Origin of the sequence: Erwinia pyri, assembly GCF_030758455.1 — a bacterium.
In the GTDB taxonomy this organism is placed as follows: Bacteria; Pseudomonadota; Gammaproteobacteria; order Enterobacterales; family Enterobacteriaceae; genus Erwinia; species Erwinia pyri.
Map to the genome: position 1 here is coordinate 106,301 of NZ_CP132353.1, position 14,088 is coordinate 120,388.

Consider the following 14,088-nt stretch of genomic DNA (forward strand, 5'->3'; position numbering starts at 1 on the left):
CTAAACACTTTTGGCTGGAAAACAGAGCATTATCCCGTTAAATTCATTTAAACAATTTCAAGTTCATTTGAGGTTACCGTGCTGGACATCACTAATTTTGGATTCTTCGCCTTATCCGTTTTTCTGCTTTCTGTTACTCCCGGACCTGATATGGCCTATGTAATCGGGCAGAGCGTGGCTAACGGCCGCCGCGCCGGTATTGTGTCAGCCTCTGGCGTAGCCCTTGGGAGTTGTACCCATGCTATTGCAAGCACTTTAGGGCTGACTGCTCTGATTACCGCTTCTCCGGTGATGTTTATGGTTATCAAGTACATTGGCGCGGCATACCTTATGTATCTAGGCGGGAAAATGTTCTTAGACACATTCATAAGAAAACAGGACCAGAAAGACATTGAATCTCAGAGCGTTAAGAAGGTAAGCGCTTACGGTCTTCTGTCTAAGGGTTTCATTACTACGTTAACCAATCCCAAGGTGCTCCTTTTCTTTATTTCTTTTTTCCCACAGTTTGTAACGCCTGAAGGCGAGCAACATGCGGCATCATTTTTGCTGCTGGGGCTGACTTATGCCCTCATAGCATTTTTAACCGATGTCACATTCGCCATATTGGCTGGCAGCGCAGCAGGCGCTGTTTCAGCAAATCGGAAATTACAGAATTTACTGGATCGAATTGTTGGAGCCGCATTCATTGCGTTGGGAATAAGGTTAGCCCTAACTCGCCGATGATTGGCATACATTGCGGGATTGTAAGAAATAGTTGTAATTCCATTGGTTAAAAGCAAAGTATTCAACATGGAAAAGCAGGATTTTTTATATTCTAAAAGCAAGTGGAACAACTATTCGACAGCATAAGTAATATAATAATGGCCCAACCCTGCTGGCCTCTCCGCCTTCCGGACAGGCCGCGTCGCGGCCTGCTACGCTAACCAGCGAAAGCCAATAGGCTTCTCTGGATCACGCGGACGCGTTTCGGGCCTCTGCTGGGGCCTGATGGTAACAACCAGGCCAACTGGTGTAGTCGGCTGGTGCCGGCGCTTTCACTGTCCATACAAATACGCGGTCGCTTTGAGCGATAAGCGGACATAGATAATCTACGATTAAGGCTGAGGTCTACCTACATAATGTCAGAAAGACCTTTCCCTTAAGGTTTGCAGAGTGAAACAATCCCTAAAGCAGCGATATAAAGCCCAACACCCTATGACAGGTGTGTGAGAACACTTAACAGGCGTGTCAGCCAGGGGTGCGGTGTGCGTGAAGCAGCTACGCCAAAACCAAATGCGGGTTGCATAATCAGCACAGGGGCAGATAAAGTTAACAGGCCTGTCAGCAAAGCCGTCAGGAACGAAGGTTCCCTGAGCCATGCCACCCCATTCAAACGGTATGAAGGCAAAAAGTATCCCGGTCAGATAATGAAACGCCCAACCAGTAAACCTCTCGCCACGCATCATGATTGTAGTGATGATAGTGTGATGGCAGAACTTTCCCCGGGGTAACCATAATAACCAGCGACCAACCAGTGCATAATTCAGCGGCTGAATATTCAGTATATGCTTCTGAAACAGGGACCATAAATCCATAGTAAATGTTGCACTAATGCCTGTTATAACTGTCTGGAGAATCGAAATTTTATCCAATCTATACGTCCTTTTTTGAGCGAATGTCAGGGCTTATAATCAGTGTGCAACTTAAAGTAAGGTTCAAGTCAATGGGTAAAGAACTGGATATAAGAGAGATAGCTGACCTTTCAGGTGTTCAGCCTTCAGCACTGAGATTTTATGAAAAGAAAGGTTTAATCAGGCCAGTAGGACGCAATGGCCTGAGAAGGCAATATCATGAAAATGTACTGAATAAGCTGCGGCTTATTGCGATTGGTCAGGCTGCAGGTTTTTCTCTGGATGAAATGGCAGCAATGTTAAATACTGAGGGGCGGATAGCTCTGGACCGTAAGCTGCTATATAAACGCTCTCAAGAGATTGACGATACTGTTCGCAGGCTGCAGCTGTTCAGTCAGGGGCTTAAACACGCTGCCCGTTGCAAGGAACAGGAACATACCAACTGTGATGAATTTCAAAAAATTATCGATCGGGGACTTCGTCTTATAAAGTAAGCCTTATCCAGCCATTACCCCTTACGACCTGCTGTCTGTTATTTGGTATATTGCGATTTCGCTCATGTCCGCCTCTGGCACACAGCAGACTGACGCGGGAGTGAGGTTTGCTAAGAGCCAGAAGCGGACATTGTGTTGGGCCGATTATGTATAGTTAACCTGACCCTCAGAGCTTTTGTTTTACCTGTTCTGATAGAGATCCCAACGGTTGCCGTAGATGTCTTCAAACACAACGACCAACCCGTATTCTTCCTCTCGCGGCTCCTGGCAGAAGTGAACACCCTTTTCCTTCATAGCGTTATAGTCGCGCCAAAAGTCGTCAGTCTGCAGGAACAGGAATACCCTTCCTCCGCACTGGTTACCAATAAAACTCTCCTGTCTGTCATTTGAAGCACGAGCCAGAAGAAGATTACAGTCGCTTTCCGGATTGGGTGTCACAACGACCCAGCGCTTACCCGGTTGTGGCGTGTCTTCAACCAACGTAAAACCCAGCTTGTGGGTGTAATACTCAATTGCGCGGTCATAGTCGTCGACAACGATGGCCACATAACCCATGCATCGCTTTTGCGTTCTCATTTTTGTTCCATTAGGTTTTAAACACAGCTCGCTTGAAACAACTTTTTAACACAATCTAAAGCCACTCGCCGCATTGATGAATCAAAAGTAAACAACGTCCGCTGTTGGCACACAGCAGCCCGATGCGAACGGACGGTCCGCCATGAGCGAGAAGCGGACAGTACAGCTTAAAATACGGCTTGCTGTAAGATTAAAAAGCACGACAATCAATGAGCTTGATCTGCAACCGGGAGCGATGTCAGATGGAAATTATGCTCAGATTTATGCTTTCCCAATATGCAGAGCTACCTTTGCCGCATAAAACCCTTCATAACTGGCTTGAAAAATGGATTTATGAGCAGGAGGAAAGATGCGCAGACGATGCTTTTGCAGCAAGGTTTCCGTGGAAAGAAACGGGTTTGCCCCAATCCTATTTTTTACAGCGAAAACTCTGTATTGATGGTCAATATTTTTTGACAGGTCCGCGTTATAGAGGAGGCGATATTAACCGCCCTTTTATTGATATAGTAGCTTCGAGCGCTGGTATCGATGATTCTGTGCTCAAAGCTGTCAGCCGGGAATGGGCGGAATTAAAACCACAACACATTCGCCAGCTTACGCCTGGTAACAATACCGTACAGGGTGTGACTGATCAGCTTATATATGCATCCTGCCTGGCTAATGAGCCAAAATATTATGACGATGCCCTTACCCTAAAGCCCGCCGCAAGCGCCGATTTTGAATGGTGCCGACTGGGGCTGCTGGAGGCCTACCAGCATTCATGGTCTACAATTCCTGCCTTATCAGGCAGCCTGTACTCTGTAGATAATGAAGACCTCGGCAACCATATTCTTAAAGGCCATGTGTATATTGTTCACGAGCAAGGCGATAGGGTCGGACTAATCATTTGTGAGCAAGGGGAAGTGGCTTTTTTAAAGGGTTGCCGCATTTCAGAAGAAGTCATCCTTCCCGCGTTTCACGGACGCTCTCTGGCTTCACGGGCACAGCGTTTACTGCGTAACCATCTTTACTACTTTAGCCAGAAAGCTTGCTTGATTACAGGAACCATTCTTCCGGAAAATTTTCCGTCTATAAGAACAGCTGAAAAAGCGGGACGTACCTGTGTTCTCAGATACGAGTTTTTGCCTGTAATTTTTGATTGAGCGGCACATCGTCATAAAGCGCCAATGTCCGCTCCTGGCACAAAGCGGACTGACGGCAGGCCAGGGTCCGCTATGAGCGAGAAGCATAAGTCGCTGCTGCGTCAGATGGAATAGAGCTTTGGTGGTGCGGCGGGCGAGAAGAACAGTCCGCATTCAAAAAGCTTTTTCGATGGCGTCAAAAAGTTCTTCGACGATTTGACTCGCTAAGCGGAAACGCTGCGGTAAACATAAAAAGCCCTTGCTGTGCAGGGGCTTTTTTTATTGCTGTACTATTCAGCAAAACGTATCCGTTAGGCGTACTTAAAAATCTTTCTCATGTTTCCGCTTTCGTTGTCGATAACCTGATTGCTGGCTGAGTGATGATTTCACTCAGCATTTATTTTTTCATTTCAGGCGATAAGGATAGTTATGAACAAGCTTTGTGTTGCGGCGTTGTTGGCTCTGAGTTTAACCGGCTGTGCGCAGCAGACTTTCGTAATGAAACAGAATCAAGTTGGCGCGGCGACGAAAACCACCAGCCAGCCGTTCTTTGTTTCAGGTATCGGTCAGCGTAAGAGCATTGATGCGGCGCAGGTGTGCGGCGGCCAGGAAAAAGTTAGTCGGGTTGAAGTGCAGCAGACGTTTGTTAATGGCTTACTGAGCGTGGTGACGTTTGGTATCTACACGCCACGTGAAGCGCGCGTTTATTGCGCCATCTGATAATGCCTCAGGCCGGTTCGCCGGCCTAATCCTGCGCCTGTTATTAAATCGCATTAGTATATTGTAACTATTAAATTCTGCTGTCGCACCGCTGCGCGGCTTGCCTGCTGACGACGATATCCGAAACGAGTTCAGGCAACGTGGTCCAGCCTGGTAAAAGCAGTGGTAAGCTGTTGAGGCATGTCAGTCCGCTTTGAACGAAAAGCGGACATTGAGTGCAAAAGAACGGCAATGCCCACCTTTATTCTTAATACTGACTTGTCTACAGCTGCTGGGTTACGGAACTACCATTTTCTGCGAAAAATACCGTCGCATTGGCTCCATTTACCAGTGAAATTTGAGGAGGTATGTGTCCAATATCCACATCATACAGTACGGGTACGGCAACATTCTCAAAAGCGGCTTTAAGGGCATCCAGATAATTATGTTTAGTCGGGTCGCTTATATCGGGTGCAGCACTTCTGCCTATAAGAACACCATTTAAGCTATCAAACCAACCCTGTAATCGTAAGCTAAATAATGCGCGTGTTAATTCACAGGGAGCCATTTCCACGTTTTCAAAATAGAGGATTATTCCTTGATCGCTATTTTTCGCCTTGTACAAAGGTAAGTTCCCGAATGGTGTACCTCCTAATCTCGATATTATTTCGAGGCAGCCGCCAATCAGTTTTCCACTAAAGCTGAGAGAAGATATAACACCATCAAGGCGTTTCCACTGTGTTTTTTGGGTCAGATTGAAACCTTCGTCTGCCGCTGTTCCCCATTGATTTTCATCAACTTGGAATACTGTTGAAGAGTACTGTTTGATTACAGTTCCCCGATTCGATTCCAGAATCTCCCATACAGCCTGAGTGGTGGCATCTAACTTTTGAGCACCAAGATCCATTAGGTTTGGTCCATGCAGAGTAGCCCAGCCCGAAATCGTAGTCAGTGGAAAATGAAGTGTACTAAGATCTGAAAAACCTACAAACCATTTTGGTTTAGACCGAGCTAACAGCTTAAAATCAATCAACTCAAGCAATTCCATAGCTAGGTCACCGCCCCACGGTGGCATAACAGCTTTTATTTCTGGGTCAGTAAGATAAGACATTAATTCTTCAGCGCGAGAAAGCTTACTGGAACTTTTATTTTTGTGCTGCGAGCGTAAGCAACTTCCTTCGCGGACTTGGAAACCTTTTTTCTTTAGGTTTTTGATGGCGAGTTCCAACCTGGGGTGCAGGTGCTGAGGTACGCCAGAAGATGGAGCTGTTACACCAATAACATCTCCCGGAACCAGCCTGGGTGGAAAGAGGACACTCATGTATAAATCCTTTTCAGAACATGTGGAAATCCATAATCCATAAATAAAGCCTGGATGTAAAATCAGCAGGCGTGCACTCCGCTTATTCTTTCCATGAACCTTAGTAAGGTCCGTTTCTGGCGCAGAGCGGACGTTAGTATCTGGCTTTTTCCGTCCTCCATTAGTTTTTAGCCGGGCACTGGCACGAAACCACAATCTAAAGGGGGTCGCTTTCGCCTTGATGGAGAAGCGCAGCTGGCATTTGCCGAATAAATGTCTTGTTTAGTTTGCGGGATAGGTTTTAGTGAGCAGGCGCGTGGATCACTTGTCGTTATGATTTTGACGTCGAAACGGCGCAGTCTGCCGGGCAGAGCCATGTTCATTTAATGGAAAAATGCGGCCAGTTTGTTATTCATAAGCTGGAGCACTCAAACCAGTAGTTGAAAAAACGGTCAGCAAATGGTTCTATAAAACATCAATAATTATTAACTATTCCTGCACTGGGTCAGATACGTTGTCACTACAGTCTACAGAGTGGTTTAGCCGGAATGGCATGGAGTGTTCCAGGGTCAAAGCTCTTAATTCTGGCTTTCCGAAACATCTTCACGATGAATATGTCATCAGCGCAAACCTGACGGGGGTTGAGGAAATCTGGCTGGCAGGGAAAACCGCATATGTTAAAAGTGGTCAGGTTACCATATATAATCCGGGTACCATTCAGGCGTCACGCTTTGACACTCAGTCTGTGGAATTCATCAGCGTACACATGCCCCAGTCAGTGATGAAGATGCTTGCAGATGAGGATAATATCCGCAGCGATCGCGAAGCGCCGGTACTGCGTGAAGGCATAATAAATAATGCGCGCCTGTTTGACGCGCTGTACCGTTTTGCAACATCAGCCCGGCTAGAGCAGGGCATGAATGAGGAGCAGGAACTGATTTTACTCTGTGGTGAGCTGCTTGAGACGTCCGCTGTGCTTCAGAGAGATGATGAACAGAGAATCAACGTAGTCATTGAGTACCTCCGGGATCACCTCAGCGTAAAACCGCAGCTGGAGGTGCTCGCGCAGATGGCGGGGATGAGCAAATATCATCTTGTTCGATTCTTTACCCGGCATACGGGGATGCCGCCTCTGCAGTATCACATGCAGCTTCGCCTGCACCATGCCCGTGACTTGCTTCGCAGAAACGTGCATCCGCTCGACGCGGCGATGCTGCTGGGGTTTTACGATCAGAGTCATTTCATCAACGCGTTTCGCAAAGTGATGGGAACAACACCCCATCACTATGCTTCGCAGGTCAGATCAGGTCACCATAAACTCCCGGTACCCTGATACGATCACGTAAAGCGCAAAGTAGCTGAATATGAGGGCTGAGGCTATGTAGGAATATTTAAGCAGACGGTGACCAAGCAGTTTGCCCCCAAAACTTCCCACCAGGCACAGTACACAGGTCCAGAACATTCCCGCAATGAAGAAGCCACTCAGAAACCAGGACGTTGCCGTAACGCTGTGCTGACCCATTCGGGATATCAGCGCACCTCCCACTGTCGCAAACCACAGAATAGCCGTGGGAGAGGACATAGCAAGCACCACGCCCCGCCCAAATTCACGCAAAAGCGGGCGATACTCGTGGGTTTCGCTGACGTTAAGTTCTGCAGCCCTCCGGAAAGCGGCCACCAGCATTTTACTGGCGAACCATAACAGCATTGCGCCACCGCCAATCCACAGCCCCAAGCGTACGGCTTCATACTGAAGCAGTACGGCCATTCCCGCCAGCGCCAGTAATGCATACGCAAGGTCACCCACGCAGGTCCCAATCCCCAGCCAGAAACCATGGAAATATCCACGTTGCATGGCAAGGGTAATCATGGCGATATTGGCAATCCCGATATCAAGACACAGCGAAAGGCTCAGTAAGAAACCGTTTGAAAACTCGATCATAGCGTAAAGCCTTTGATTTTCTGGTCGTACTCGATCATGTCGACAGTTTTACCAAGCCGGTTTAGCAGCAGCTCAGCCTCTTCGCGCTGATAATGTGGTGAATAGCATTGCAGAAACGCTATGGCTGCGTCTGTATCACCCTGCAATACAGAGCGGGTCATTGCCGTTGCTAGTTTAGTCAGAGCAGGCTTTACCGCACTGAGTTCCACCACATAATGAGTTCCACTCCATTTCAGGCACTGGTGTTCGGTCAACCACTTGAGTTGTATATAGGCCGCCCCTGCATCAGGATAATCGCATGGGCCACGGCGCAGATATCGCAGCATTTCAAGCAGGAACACTTTTAACTGCAACGTCTCATTCAGTTGCAGGGCCTGTCTTGATGGTTCTGTCAGGCACATCAGCAGCCCAAACACATCGGCCAGTGCTTCCTGCACAACCATTGATCCCCATCGGTCCTGTTTACTCAGTTTGCCAAACATCATCTTTTCAAGGATAACGGAATGCCCCAGGTCATGACCGCGAAACCATGCAATAAGGTGCCGGGCGCAGACAGCGCTTTCCGGGATAGCGTCATGGTGCCAGCCAAGCAGGGAAGCTTGGGTGCGGGCGAACCGTTCAAAAAGATTCAGATAGGTATTCGCAAACACGATGGTGCGCTTCTGAGGTGCATATTTCACGCCTTCATCTTCGGGAAAAAAATAAGCGAAATGTTTCGGGTAGCTGTTAGCTTCTCCGGCAATGGCAAACAAGTCGACAATTTTGTAGCGGCATCCGGGGAGAGCAACCAGCCGCTGGTCGATATGGTTTTGCAACCAGCAGAGGTTGTCAGGAAAAAGGTTATCCATCACATCCGAAACTTCCTGCAACCCGCGACTGGGTAACCCAAACCAGGCGGAATAATGTTGCGTGCGGGACTTGCCCACCCACGTCGACATGTGACCTATTCCCTGCACCAGCTCCTGTTCATCAAGTCCTGCTATCTGCGGGAGAAGTTCTTCTGCTGTGCTGGCGTCAGAGAGGATTTCTGCGCGCAGCTGCAACGCTTTGCGGGTATCCGGATCGTCAAATTCCTGTGCAAGCTTGAAACAAATAATGCTGAGTTTTTCTTCAACAGACTGTAGCAGCGTGCTTCCGGTTCGTGTGGCAACTGGGTGAATATGACTGGCCGCCTCTGCGAGACGTGTAGCCTGGTGGATAAGGTCCAGCGCAGCGGGCGAAAGTGAGCCAGGCAGAGGGATATCCATCATGTGGATATGATATGAGTCAGCAGCAGGCCAGAACGGTGTCGTAAACATGAAATTCCCTTCCATTATGAATAACGAGACGCTTACTTAACCATTGCATGCGTTATTGGTATTGGAAAGAATTGCGCAGTACTGCTGAAAGCGAGATGTATTTCAGACTTATAACAGATTACTTTGCTTTCCAGGGGATGGACAAATTGCCGTGGCGGGGAACTTAACTAAGCGGGACAACGCAATCCTACATCTTGATAGAATCACAAGGTCTGCATTACACTCGCGTGGATTAATCTGCCCCCCATAAATTGACATTGTTCGATGTTAGCAATATCCGCTCTGGCACTCAGTTGCCGCAGGTAAAGCCCTTAGAGCAGCTTTGAGCGAGAAGCTGATGCCCCCCGTTCACGTCCGGGCGATGCACCATACTTGCTGGTAATCTGCAGAACCACCCAGATTGAACATAACATCCGTGTTGTGCAGCGTAGTCTGGAGGCTGCGGTTCCAGGCAGGCGGGTCATCTGATCGCATAAGATGGCCGCTAGGGCACGAGCTTAAGCATGTGGATTGCTAAGCCGCCGTTTCGTTCTTCAGTACGTTCAACTTCATAACCCAATGATGCGTAGAGGCGAAGGTTCACCTCAAACAGCGAGTTTGTATAGAGTCGGACGACATCTAAGCCGGCTTGAACGGCCAGTTTCTCTGCATGGGCCATCATCTTTTTTCCGTAACCGCGCTTCTGGAAACGCGGGTCAACGGCCACGTTTTCAATCAGGATATCGTCCTTGCGCTGAATTGTTTCCACGAGCGCGGCCAAATCTGCGCCACAGAACAAAAGATCGACTCTGTTCTCCTGGATGAACGCAGCATGATCTGCCTTCATCGGAAGAGGTTCCCGGCCAATCACGGGTACCCACTTTGCGTAAGCCATTCTTGTGAGTTTCGTAACGGCCTCGGCATCGCTAATCGTTGCAATTCGCATCGTCTCGATCATGTTATTACCATCACATCTGTTGCGAGCCCCTTAGAAATGCGCTCAGCACGTTTCTGGTCTAAAAACTCCAGATAACTGTTCCACAACACTTTCCATGTCTGCACATCCTTCTCTTTCAATGCCCAAAAAGGCATAAAATCACCTCTTAAATTTTTTAAAGTTAACCCTGTATAAAGCATAAGCATTTGTAGCTAATGTATATAGAGTTTTAAAAATAACAGAGGCATTGAATAATTACTCATTTTTAATGAATACCCAGTCAGGAGGAGCTAATGAAAAGACGCTATGTGATTGCCGATGTGTTTACTGACAAACCTTTTAGCGGTAATCCGGTTGCAGTCGTTCTGGATGCCGAGGGACTGACCACTGAGCAAATGCAGTTGCTTGCCGTTGAGTTTGGCTACAGCGAAACGACCTTTGTATTGCCTCCTGAAGATTCCTCAAATACTGCTCAGCTCCGTATTTTTACACCGTCTCGTGAAATTCCTTTTGCCGGTCATCCCAATGTGGGGATCGCTTTCGTACTGGCAAACCAGGCCATACGGAATGGAGGACCACTGCCTGAGACTCTGCTTTTCGAAGAGGCCGCCGGGCTGGTGCCGGTCAGGCTCATTAAAGAGAATGAGGCTGTAACCGGCGCAGAGCTTCTTGTGCCAGAAGTATTATCATGTCGCTCAGAGGTCTGCCCGGAAAAGGTTGCTGCATGTCTGTCCCTGGAAGCCAGTGATGTTCGTACAGAAATACATATGCCTCTCGTCGCCTCGGTTGGCCTGCCTTTTCTTATTGTCGAACTCGCAACCCGGGATGTGCTTCGCCGTTGCATCCCTAATTTACAGGGGTTCCGGGCTGTTCTACCTCTCGACGGTGAGGTTTCTGTTTATGCCTATACGCTGGAAACTGCTCCCGAAGAGCAGTGTGATTTGCATGCCCGCATGTTTACGCCACGAATGAGCGAAGATCCGGCAACAGGCAGTGCGACAGCGGCAGTTACGGCCCTGCTGGCAAAGCTTCGCAATGAAAAAGTGCTTACGCTCCGAATAAGCCAGGGCGTAGACATGGGACGGGCCAGCATATTGTATTCACGCTGTGACGGCACGTCAGAAATACCGTCCGTCCGGGTGGGCGGAAAAACCGTTATTGTAATGGAGGGGGCATTTAACCTGCCCTGAGACGCGCTCATACGGTCCGCTTTGAGCGAGGAGCGGACTTAGCACAAAGGCGCAATGGATCGACTTCAAATTTTGTCCTTTTAAATAATCAAGCAAAGCTTCAAAAAAAAGGGTTCTTCTTTTTATATCTCTGACCCAAGCAATTTTTATAAGGAAGAAGAACCTCCTCAGTATTTCCGATAATATGTACCATAGCTTGCATGGTTATCTTAGTATTCAGCTCATCCACAGCTGATTCATCGATACGATTTATACCGGGAGCAAAGCGTCTTGAATTACATATAATATAGGCAATACGTGGTGAAATTGGGTAGTATAGGTCAGCATATTCAGGTGCGATCAATTCTGTCTCTGAGACACATGGATGAACGTTGACGACTGGATGATCTGATGTAATGAAAGGTATCGCGGTATCGTTTAGCAACAAGGCATGCGCGTCTTCATTTCGACTTGAATATAAACTCCATCCAATATTCATTCCAAACATATAGCTCATAAACCACCACGCATGAACAATCGTGTCGGCAACTTTGATTTCAAGATCGTTACGGCGAGGCTGAGCATGAAATACTGCGTCCCTGAATGTCTTCGTACGCGTGATTTGATGACCGAAGAACATCATGAACTCTATCATGTGCTGCTTATCATGAAGTATATCAAGATTTTCATTAACGAGCGCTTCCAATATCGGTAGTGCCTTCATTTCGTGAGAAGAATGGAGATTCTCCATTAGGTTGCACTTTGTAGCATGAATGAGTTTTTCAGCATCGTGATCTTGTATACCGAAAGTCCTATAAATATTTTCCCAACTTTGTATTTTAAGAATGTCTTTTAAATAGGACATATGTTGTGTATGGAGGTGGTGGGGGCTTTTTTGAGAGAAGGCCTTGATTATGGCAACGTGTTGGTTAGTAAATGTTGTTGTTTTGTAGAAAAAATCGTCAACGGCTATTGCACGCACACTGTCATAGGCAATTTTCCCAGTTTTCGTTGTATAGAAAACATTTTTCGTATTATTACCCCAGCGTGTAAGGTACTTCGCCCATACGTGATGGTGTCTCTTCTTAGCTTCTAGCATTTTTCGTGACATGAGAATCTATTCTCTAAAAGGTTATCCTCAAAGCTTCTATGTTTACAAAAATATAGTCAACCACGTGATTTTTTGTCAGGCTGTGTTTGTCAAAACTTGGATGCGGCATCTGAGTTTTTAGAACCACTTAATGTCCACTTCTGGCACCGAGCGGACTATCAAATAAGCTTTTGCGCTATTCATCAAACGCCTCAAATCACCCATGAGCCAGTACAATCTACTTCTTTTCTTCAACCCTCAACCGCTCCAACTCTTTCCGTCCAAGCGTTTTCAACCAGTTCCCAAGACTCATACCCGCCTCTTTCGCTGCAACTTCAAACTGCGCTTTCAGCTCAGGTGCGATCCGGATCTGAAATGTTGGAGAAAGCCCGTTTCCCTTGGGGTTTTTGTCATGCTTGATCGTTGACATACAGCAGCGCACTCCTCAATATAATATCCGTATCGTACGTACACTTAGACGATATTTATTCTTGAGCAACGCCCCGGTAGTGATGCAACACATACCGAGGCGTTTAACCAAAACGTTAAAGGAGCTAACGCAATGGCTGTTTCCGATAGTACCACAACTACCTGTCATGAAATCATCTGCCCGGTGCCAGAATGTGAGCCATCTTTCGACACGCTTCTGAAAATTCCCCTTGGCACGACGATGGATCTCTTCCAGATACTTGACTGCTGCCAGAACCTTGTCGATACGCTCATTGATACCAGCGATAACAACAGCCGCATGGCGCTTTGTGGCAGGTTGTACGCTGCGCTGAAGGTATTAGAGGTCGTGCTGAAGGCACCGCTACCTGCATATCTGATTGAACGCTTAACTGTAGAGATAGCGGAAGCAGAGGGTTATCACTGCCCGCTTTCTACAGACTCTGAAACCCTGCGGCAATATTGCGCGGCGTTAACCCTGCTGCTGTTACAGCGTCAGCAGTCGCCAGAGCAGGAAGAGCAGATCGCCGGTTTGCTGTATGAGTTGATCGGTGTGCTGACGGAGGATTTAAAAGCACCGCGCTTTGTCCGGACCGCAGATGGAATAACCATGATAAGCAGCGGTATAAAAGCTGAGGTTCATTAACCGGGAGCAGGGCGGGTGAATTTGCTTCATCCGCCTTATGCAAATCCATGTATCTCCAGGAAATGACATAAGAATTCATATAAAGAGATGATCAGGCTTGCGGATAGTGAATTTCGTAAGCATCTGAATGAGGAAAAATAATGGCTAACCTGAAAGAACTGATGGCAAAACAGAGCCCGGAAAGCCGGGAGCGCATCGCCGGAAAAGTTGAGGCAATGCGGCAGGTTATCGCTCTGAATATGTTGCGTGAAGAACTTAATCTGTCTCAAACCGAGATGGCGCAGGCAATGGGCGTGAAACAGCCAACCATCGCTAAAATGGAGCAAGCAGACAATGATCCCCGCCTTTCTACGCTGAAGCGTTACGTTACAGCATTGGGAGGCGAATTAAGTATCGACGTTAAACTGCCTTCAGGTAAAAGAGTGACCTTTGATCTTTGATTAAAAAAAAGAGCAAGTCCCTGCGGGCTTGCCTGAAATCCGATTTATTTTTTTCAGAACGTAAGTTATTTATTTAGCAGGATTCTGGCTTCATCAAGCTCAGCCTGAGCCTCTTCAAGTTTCCGCTGTGTTATCCATGCGGCTCTCAGTTTGAGCTTCTGCCAGCGTCTGGCTTCGCAGCCGGTGCTGCCTGAGGAGCAGCCAGTGCAGAAAAAACGGGACCATTACCAACAGACCAGCCAACTGTGTTTGAATCTGTTTCATAATTTTAACGGTGTAAAAGTAATATCTTTTATTTCAGTCACTTTCTTTCCTGCGAAAAAACCCATAACCTTTCGGT

The 14,088-nt window shown here is 47.5% G+C and carries 15 protein-coding genes and 2 pseudogenes; 9 read left to right on the forward strand and 8 right to left on the reverse strand.

Annotated features, from left to right (window positions below):
* Positions 1 to 78 precede the first annotated feature (78 nt).
* Positions 79 to 723 carry a LysE family translocator gene (locus tag Q3V30_RS00500; protein WP_306209438.1) on the forward strand — a complete coding sequence of 215 codons (645 nt, stop codon included), beginning with the start codon at positions 79 to 81 and terminating at the stop codon, positions 721 to 723.
* 469 nt (positions 724 to 1,192) lie between these two features.
* Here the strand turns inward: Q3V30_RS00500 and Q3V30_RS00505 are convergent.
* Positions 1,193 to 1,631: pseudogene (locus Q3V30_RS00505) on the reverse strand (DUF2938 family protein).
* A 71-nt stretch (positions 1,632 to 1,702) separates the two neighbouring features.
* Here Q3V30_RS00505 and Q3V30_RS00510 point away from each other — a divergent pair.
* The gene (locus Q3V30_RS00510; protein ID WP_306209440.1) at positions 1,703 to 2,104 is read left to right on the forward strand and encodes a MerR family transcriptional regulator; all 402 of its coding nucleotides are present in this window, start codon (positions 1,703 to 1,705) and stop codon (positions 2,102 to 2,104) included.
* Between the two features lie 180 nt (positions 2,105 to 2,284).
* Here Q3V30_RS00510 and Q3V30_RS00515 read toward each other — a convergent pair whose 3' ends face one another.
* Positions 2,285 to 2,680, reverse strand: coding sequence for a VOC family protein (locus Q3V30_RS00515; protein ID WP_306209442.1), 396 nt, complete (start codon positions 2,678 to 2,680; stop codon positions 2,285 to 2,287).
* A 251-nt stretch (positions 2,681 to 2,931) separates the two neighbouring features.
* On the opposite strand from Q3V30_RS00515, the gene Q3V30_RS00520 reads away from it, so the two are divergent.
* The 3 genes and pseudogenes from Q3V30_RS00520 (at position 2,932) to Q3V30_RS00530 (ending at position 4,521) form a co-directional block, all read left to right on the forward strand.
* The gene (locus tag Q3V30_RS00520; RefSeq protein WP_306213278.1) at positions 2,932 to 3,822 is read left to right on the forward strand and encodes a GNAT family protein; all 891 of its coding nucleotides are present in this window, start codon (positions 2,932 to 2,934) and stop codon (positions 3,820 to 3,822) included.
* A 72-nt stretch (positions 3,823 to 3,894) separates the two neighbouring features.
* A pseudogene (locus tag Q3V30_RS00525) lies at positions 3,895 to 4,029 on the forward strand (molecular chaperone DnaJ); the annotation flags it as partial.
* Between the two features lie 201 nt (positions 4,030 to 4,230).
* Positions 4,231 to 4,521: a Bor family protein gene (locus Q3V30_RS00530; protein ID WP_009089453.1), complete on the forward strand. Its 291-nt coding sequence runs from the start codon at positions 4,231 to 4,233 to the stop codon at positions 4,519 to 4,521.
* 262 nt (positions 4,522 to 4,783) lie between these two features.
* Here the strand turns inward: Q3V30_RS00530 and Q3V30_RS00535 are convergent, their stop codons facing one another.
* Positions 4,784 to 5,821, reverse strand: a complete 1,038-nt coding sequence (locus tag Q3V30_RS00535) for a S66 family peptidase (RefSeq protein WP_306209453.1) — start codon at positions 5,819 to 5,821, stop codon at positions 4,784 to 4,786.
* 532 nt (positions 5,822 to 6,353) lie between these two features.
* Between Q3V30_RS00535 and Q3V30_RS00540 the strand changes: the two genes are divergently transcribed.
* Positions 6,354 to 7,133: an AraC family transcriptional regulator gene (locus tag Q3V30_RS00540; protein ID WP_306209455.1), complete on the forward strand. Its 780-nt coding sequence runs from the start codon at positions 6,354 to 6,356 to the stop codon at positions 7,131 to 7,133.
* On the opposite strand, the gene Q3V30_RS00545 is transcribed toward Q3V30_RS00540, so the two are convergent.
* From Q3V30_RS00545 to Q3V30_RS00555, 3 genes are all read right to left on the reverse strand, one after another.
* A complete protein-coding gene (locus tag Q3V30_RS00545; RefSeq protein ID WP_306209457.1) occupies positions 7,104 to 7,742 on the reverse strand; it encodes a LysE family transporter in 639 nt (212 codons plus the stop codon). The two genes, Q3V30_RS00540 and Q3V30_RS00545, sit on opposite strands and share 30 nt — an antisense overlap.
* Positions 7,739 to 9,055, reverse strand: coding sequence for a hypothetical protein (locus tag Q3V30_RS00550; RefSeq protein WP_306209459.1), 1,317 nt, complete (start codon positions 9,053 to 9,055; stop codon positions 7,739 to 7,741). The genes Q3V30_RS00545 and Q3V30_RS00550 overlap by 4 nt, the downstream gene beginning before the upstream one ends.
* A 469-nt stretch (positions 9,056 to 9,524) precedes the next feature.
* Positions 9,525 to 9,977: a GNAT family N-acetyltransferase gene (locus Q3V30_RS00555; RefSeq protein WP_306209461.1), complete on the reverse strand. Its 453-nt coding sequence runs from the start codon at positions 9,975 to 9,977 to the stop codon at positions 9,525 to 9,527.
* 272 nt (positions 9,978 to 10,249) lie between these two features.
* On the opposite strand from Q3V30_RS00555, the gene Q3V30_RS00560 reads away from it, so the two are divergent.
* On the forward strand, positions 10,250 to 11,146 hold the full coding sequence (locus tag Q3V30_RS00560) for a PhzF family phenazine biosynthesis protein (protein ID WP_306209462.1): 897 nt from the start codon (positions 10,250 to 10,252) through the stop codon (positions 11,144 to 11,146).
* A gap of 100 nt (positions 11,147 to 11,246) precedes the next feature.
* Here Q3V30_RS00560 and Q3V30_RS00565 read toward each other — a convergent pair whose 3' ends face one another.
* Together Q3V30_RS00565 and Q3V30_RS00570 are read right to left on the reverse strand one after the other, a co-directional pair.
* Complete coding sequence (locus Q3V30_RS00565; protein ID WP_306209464.1) at positions 11,247 to 12,236, reverse strand: DUF4238 domain-containing protein; 990 nt, start codon at positions 12,234 to 12,236, stop codon at positions 11,247 to 11,249.
* Positions 12,237 to 12,453: 217 nt separating this feature from the next.
* Positions 12,454 to 12,645 carry a toxin-antitoxin system HicB family antitoxin gene (locus Q3V30_RS00570; RefSeq protein WP_306209466.1) on the reverse strand — a complete coding sequence of 64 codons (192 nt, stop codon included), beginning with the start codon at positions 12,643 to 12,645 and terminating at the stop codon, positions 12,454 to 12,456.
* Between the two features lie 132 nt (positions 12,646 to 12,777).
* Between Q3V30_RS00570 and Q3V30_RS00575 the strand changes: the two genes are divergently transcribed.
* Both Q3V30_RS00575 and Q3V30_RS00580 read left to right on the forward strand, forming a co-directional pair.
* Complete coding sequence (locus Q3V30_RS00575) at positions 12,778 to 13,308, forward strand: hypothetical protein (protein ID WP_306209468.1); 531 nt, start codon at positions 12,778 to 12,780, stop codon at positions 13,306 to 13,308.
* A gap of 140 nt (positions 13,309 to 13,448) precedes the next feature.
* Positions 13,449 to 13,748: a helix-turn-helix domain-containing protein gene (locus Q3V30_RS00580; RefSeq protein ID WP_306209470.1), complete on the forward strand. Its 300-nt coding sequence runs from the start codon at positions 13,449 to 13,451 to the stop codon at positions 13,746 to 13,748.
* Positions 13,749 to 14,088 lie beyond the last annotated feature (340 nt).

Excerpts from the sequence above, each read along its gene's own strand:
- Q3V30_RS00530 (WP_009089453.1), top strand. The coding sequence starts at position 4,231 with ATGAACAAGCTTTGTGTTGCGGCGTTGTTGGCTCTGAGTTTAACCGGC.
- Q3V30_RS00550 (WP_306209459.1), bottom strand. The coding sequence starts at position 9,055 with ATGGAAGGGAATTTCATGTTTACGACACCGTTCTGGCCTGCTGCTGAC.
- Q3V30_RS00535 (WP_306209453.1), bottom strand. The coding sequence starts at position 5,821 with ATGAGTGTCCTCTTTCCACCCAGGCTGGTTCCGGGAGATGTTATTGGT.
- Q3V30_RS00565 (WP_306209464.1), bottom strand. The coding sequence starts at position 12,236 with ATGTCACGAAAAATGCTAGAAGCTAAGAAGAGACACCATCACGTATGG.
- Q3V30_RS00570 (WP_306209466.1), bottom strand. The coding sequence starts at position 12,645 with ATGTCAACGATCAAGCATGACAAAAACCCCAAGGGAAACGGGCTTTCT.
- Q3V30_RS00515 (WP_306209442.1), bottom strand. The coding sequence starts at position 2,680 with ATGAGAACGCAAAAGCGATGCATGGGTTATGTGGCCATCGTTGTCGAC.
- Q3V30_RS00510 (WP_306209440.1), top strand. The coding sequence starts at position 1,703 with ATGGGTAAAGAACTGGATATAAGAGAGATAGCTGACCTTTCAGGTGTT.
- Q3V30_RS00580 (WP_306209470.1), top strand. The coding sequence starts at position 13,449 with ATGGCTAACCTGAAAGAACTGATGGCAAAACAGAGCCCGGAAAGCCGG.
- Q3V30_RS00520 (WP_306213278.1), top strand. The coding sequence starts at position 2,932 with ATGCTCAGATTTATGCTTTCCCAATATGCAGAGCTACCTTTGCCGCAT.
- Q3V30_RS00545 (WP_306209457.1), bottom strand. The coding sequence starts at position 7,742 with ATGATCGAGTTTTCAAACGGTTTCTTACTGAGCCTTTCGCTGTGTCTT.
- Q3V30_RS00540 (WP_306209455.1), top strand. The coding sequence starts at position 6,354 with ATGGAGTGTTCCAGGGTCAAAGCTCTTAATTCTGGCTTTCCGAAACAT.
- Q3V30_RS00575 (WP_306209468.1), top strand. The coding sequence starts at position 12,778 with ATGGCTGTTTCCGATAGTACCACAACTACCTGTCATGAAATCATCTGC.
- Q3V30_RS00555 (WP_306209461.1), bottom strand. The coding sequence starts at position 9,977 with ATGATCGAGACGATGCGAATTGCAACGATTAGCGATGCCGAGGCCGTT.
- Q3V30_RS00560 (WP_306209462.1), top strand. The coding sequence starts at position 10,250 with ATGAAAAGACGCTATGTGATTGCCGATGTGTTTACTGACAAACCTTTT.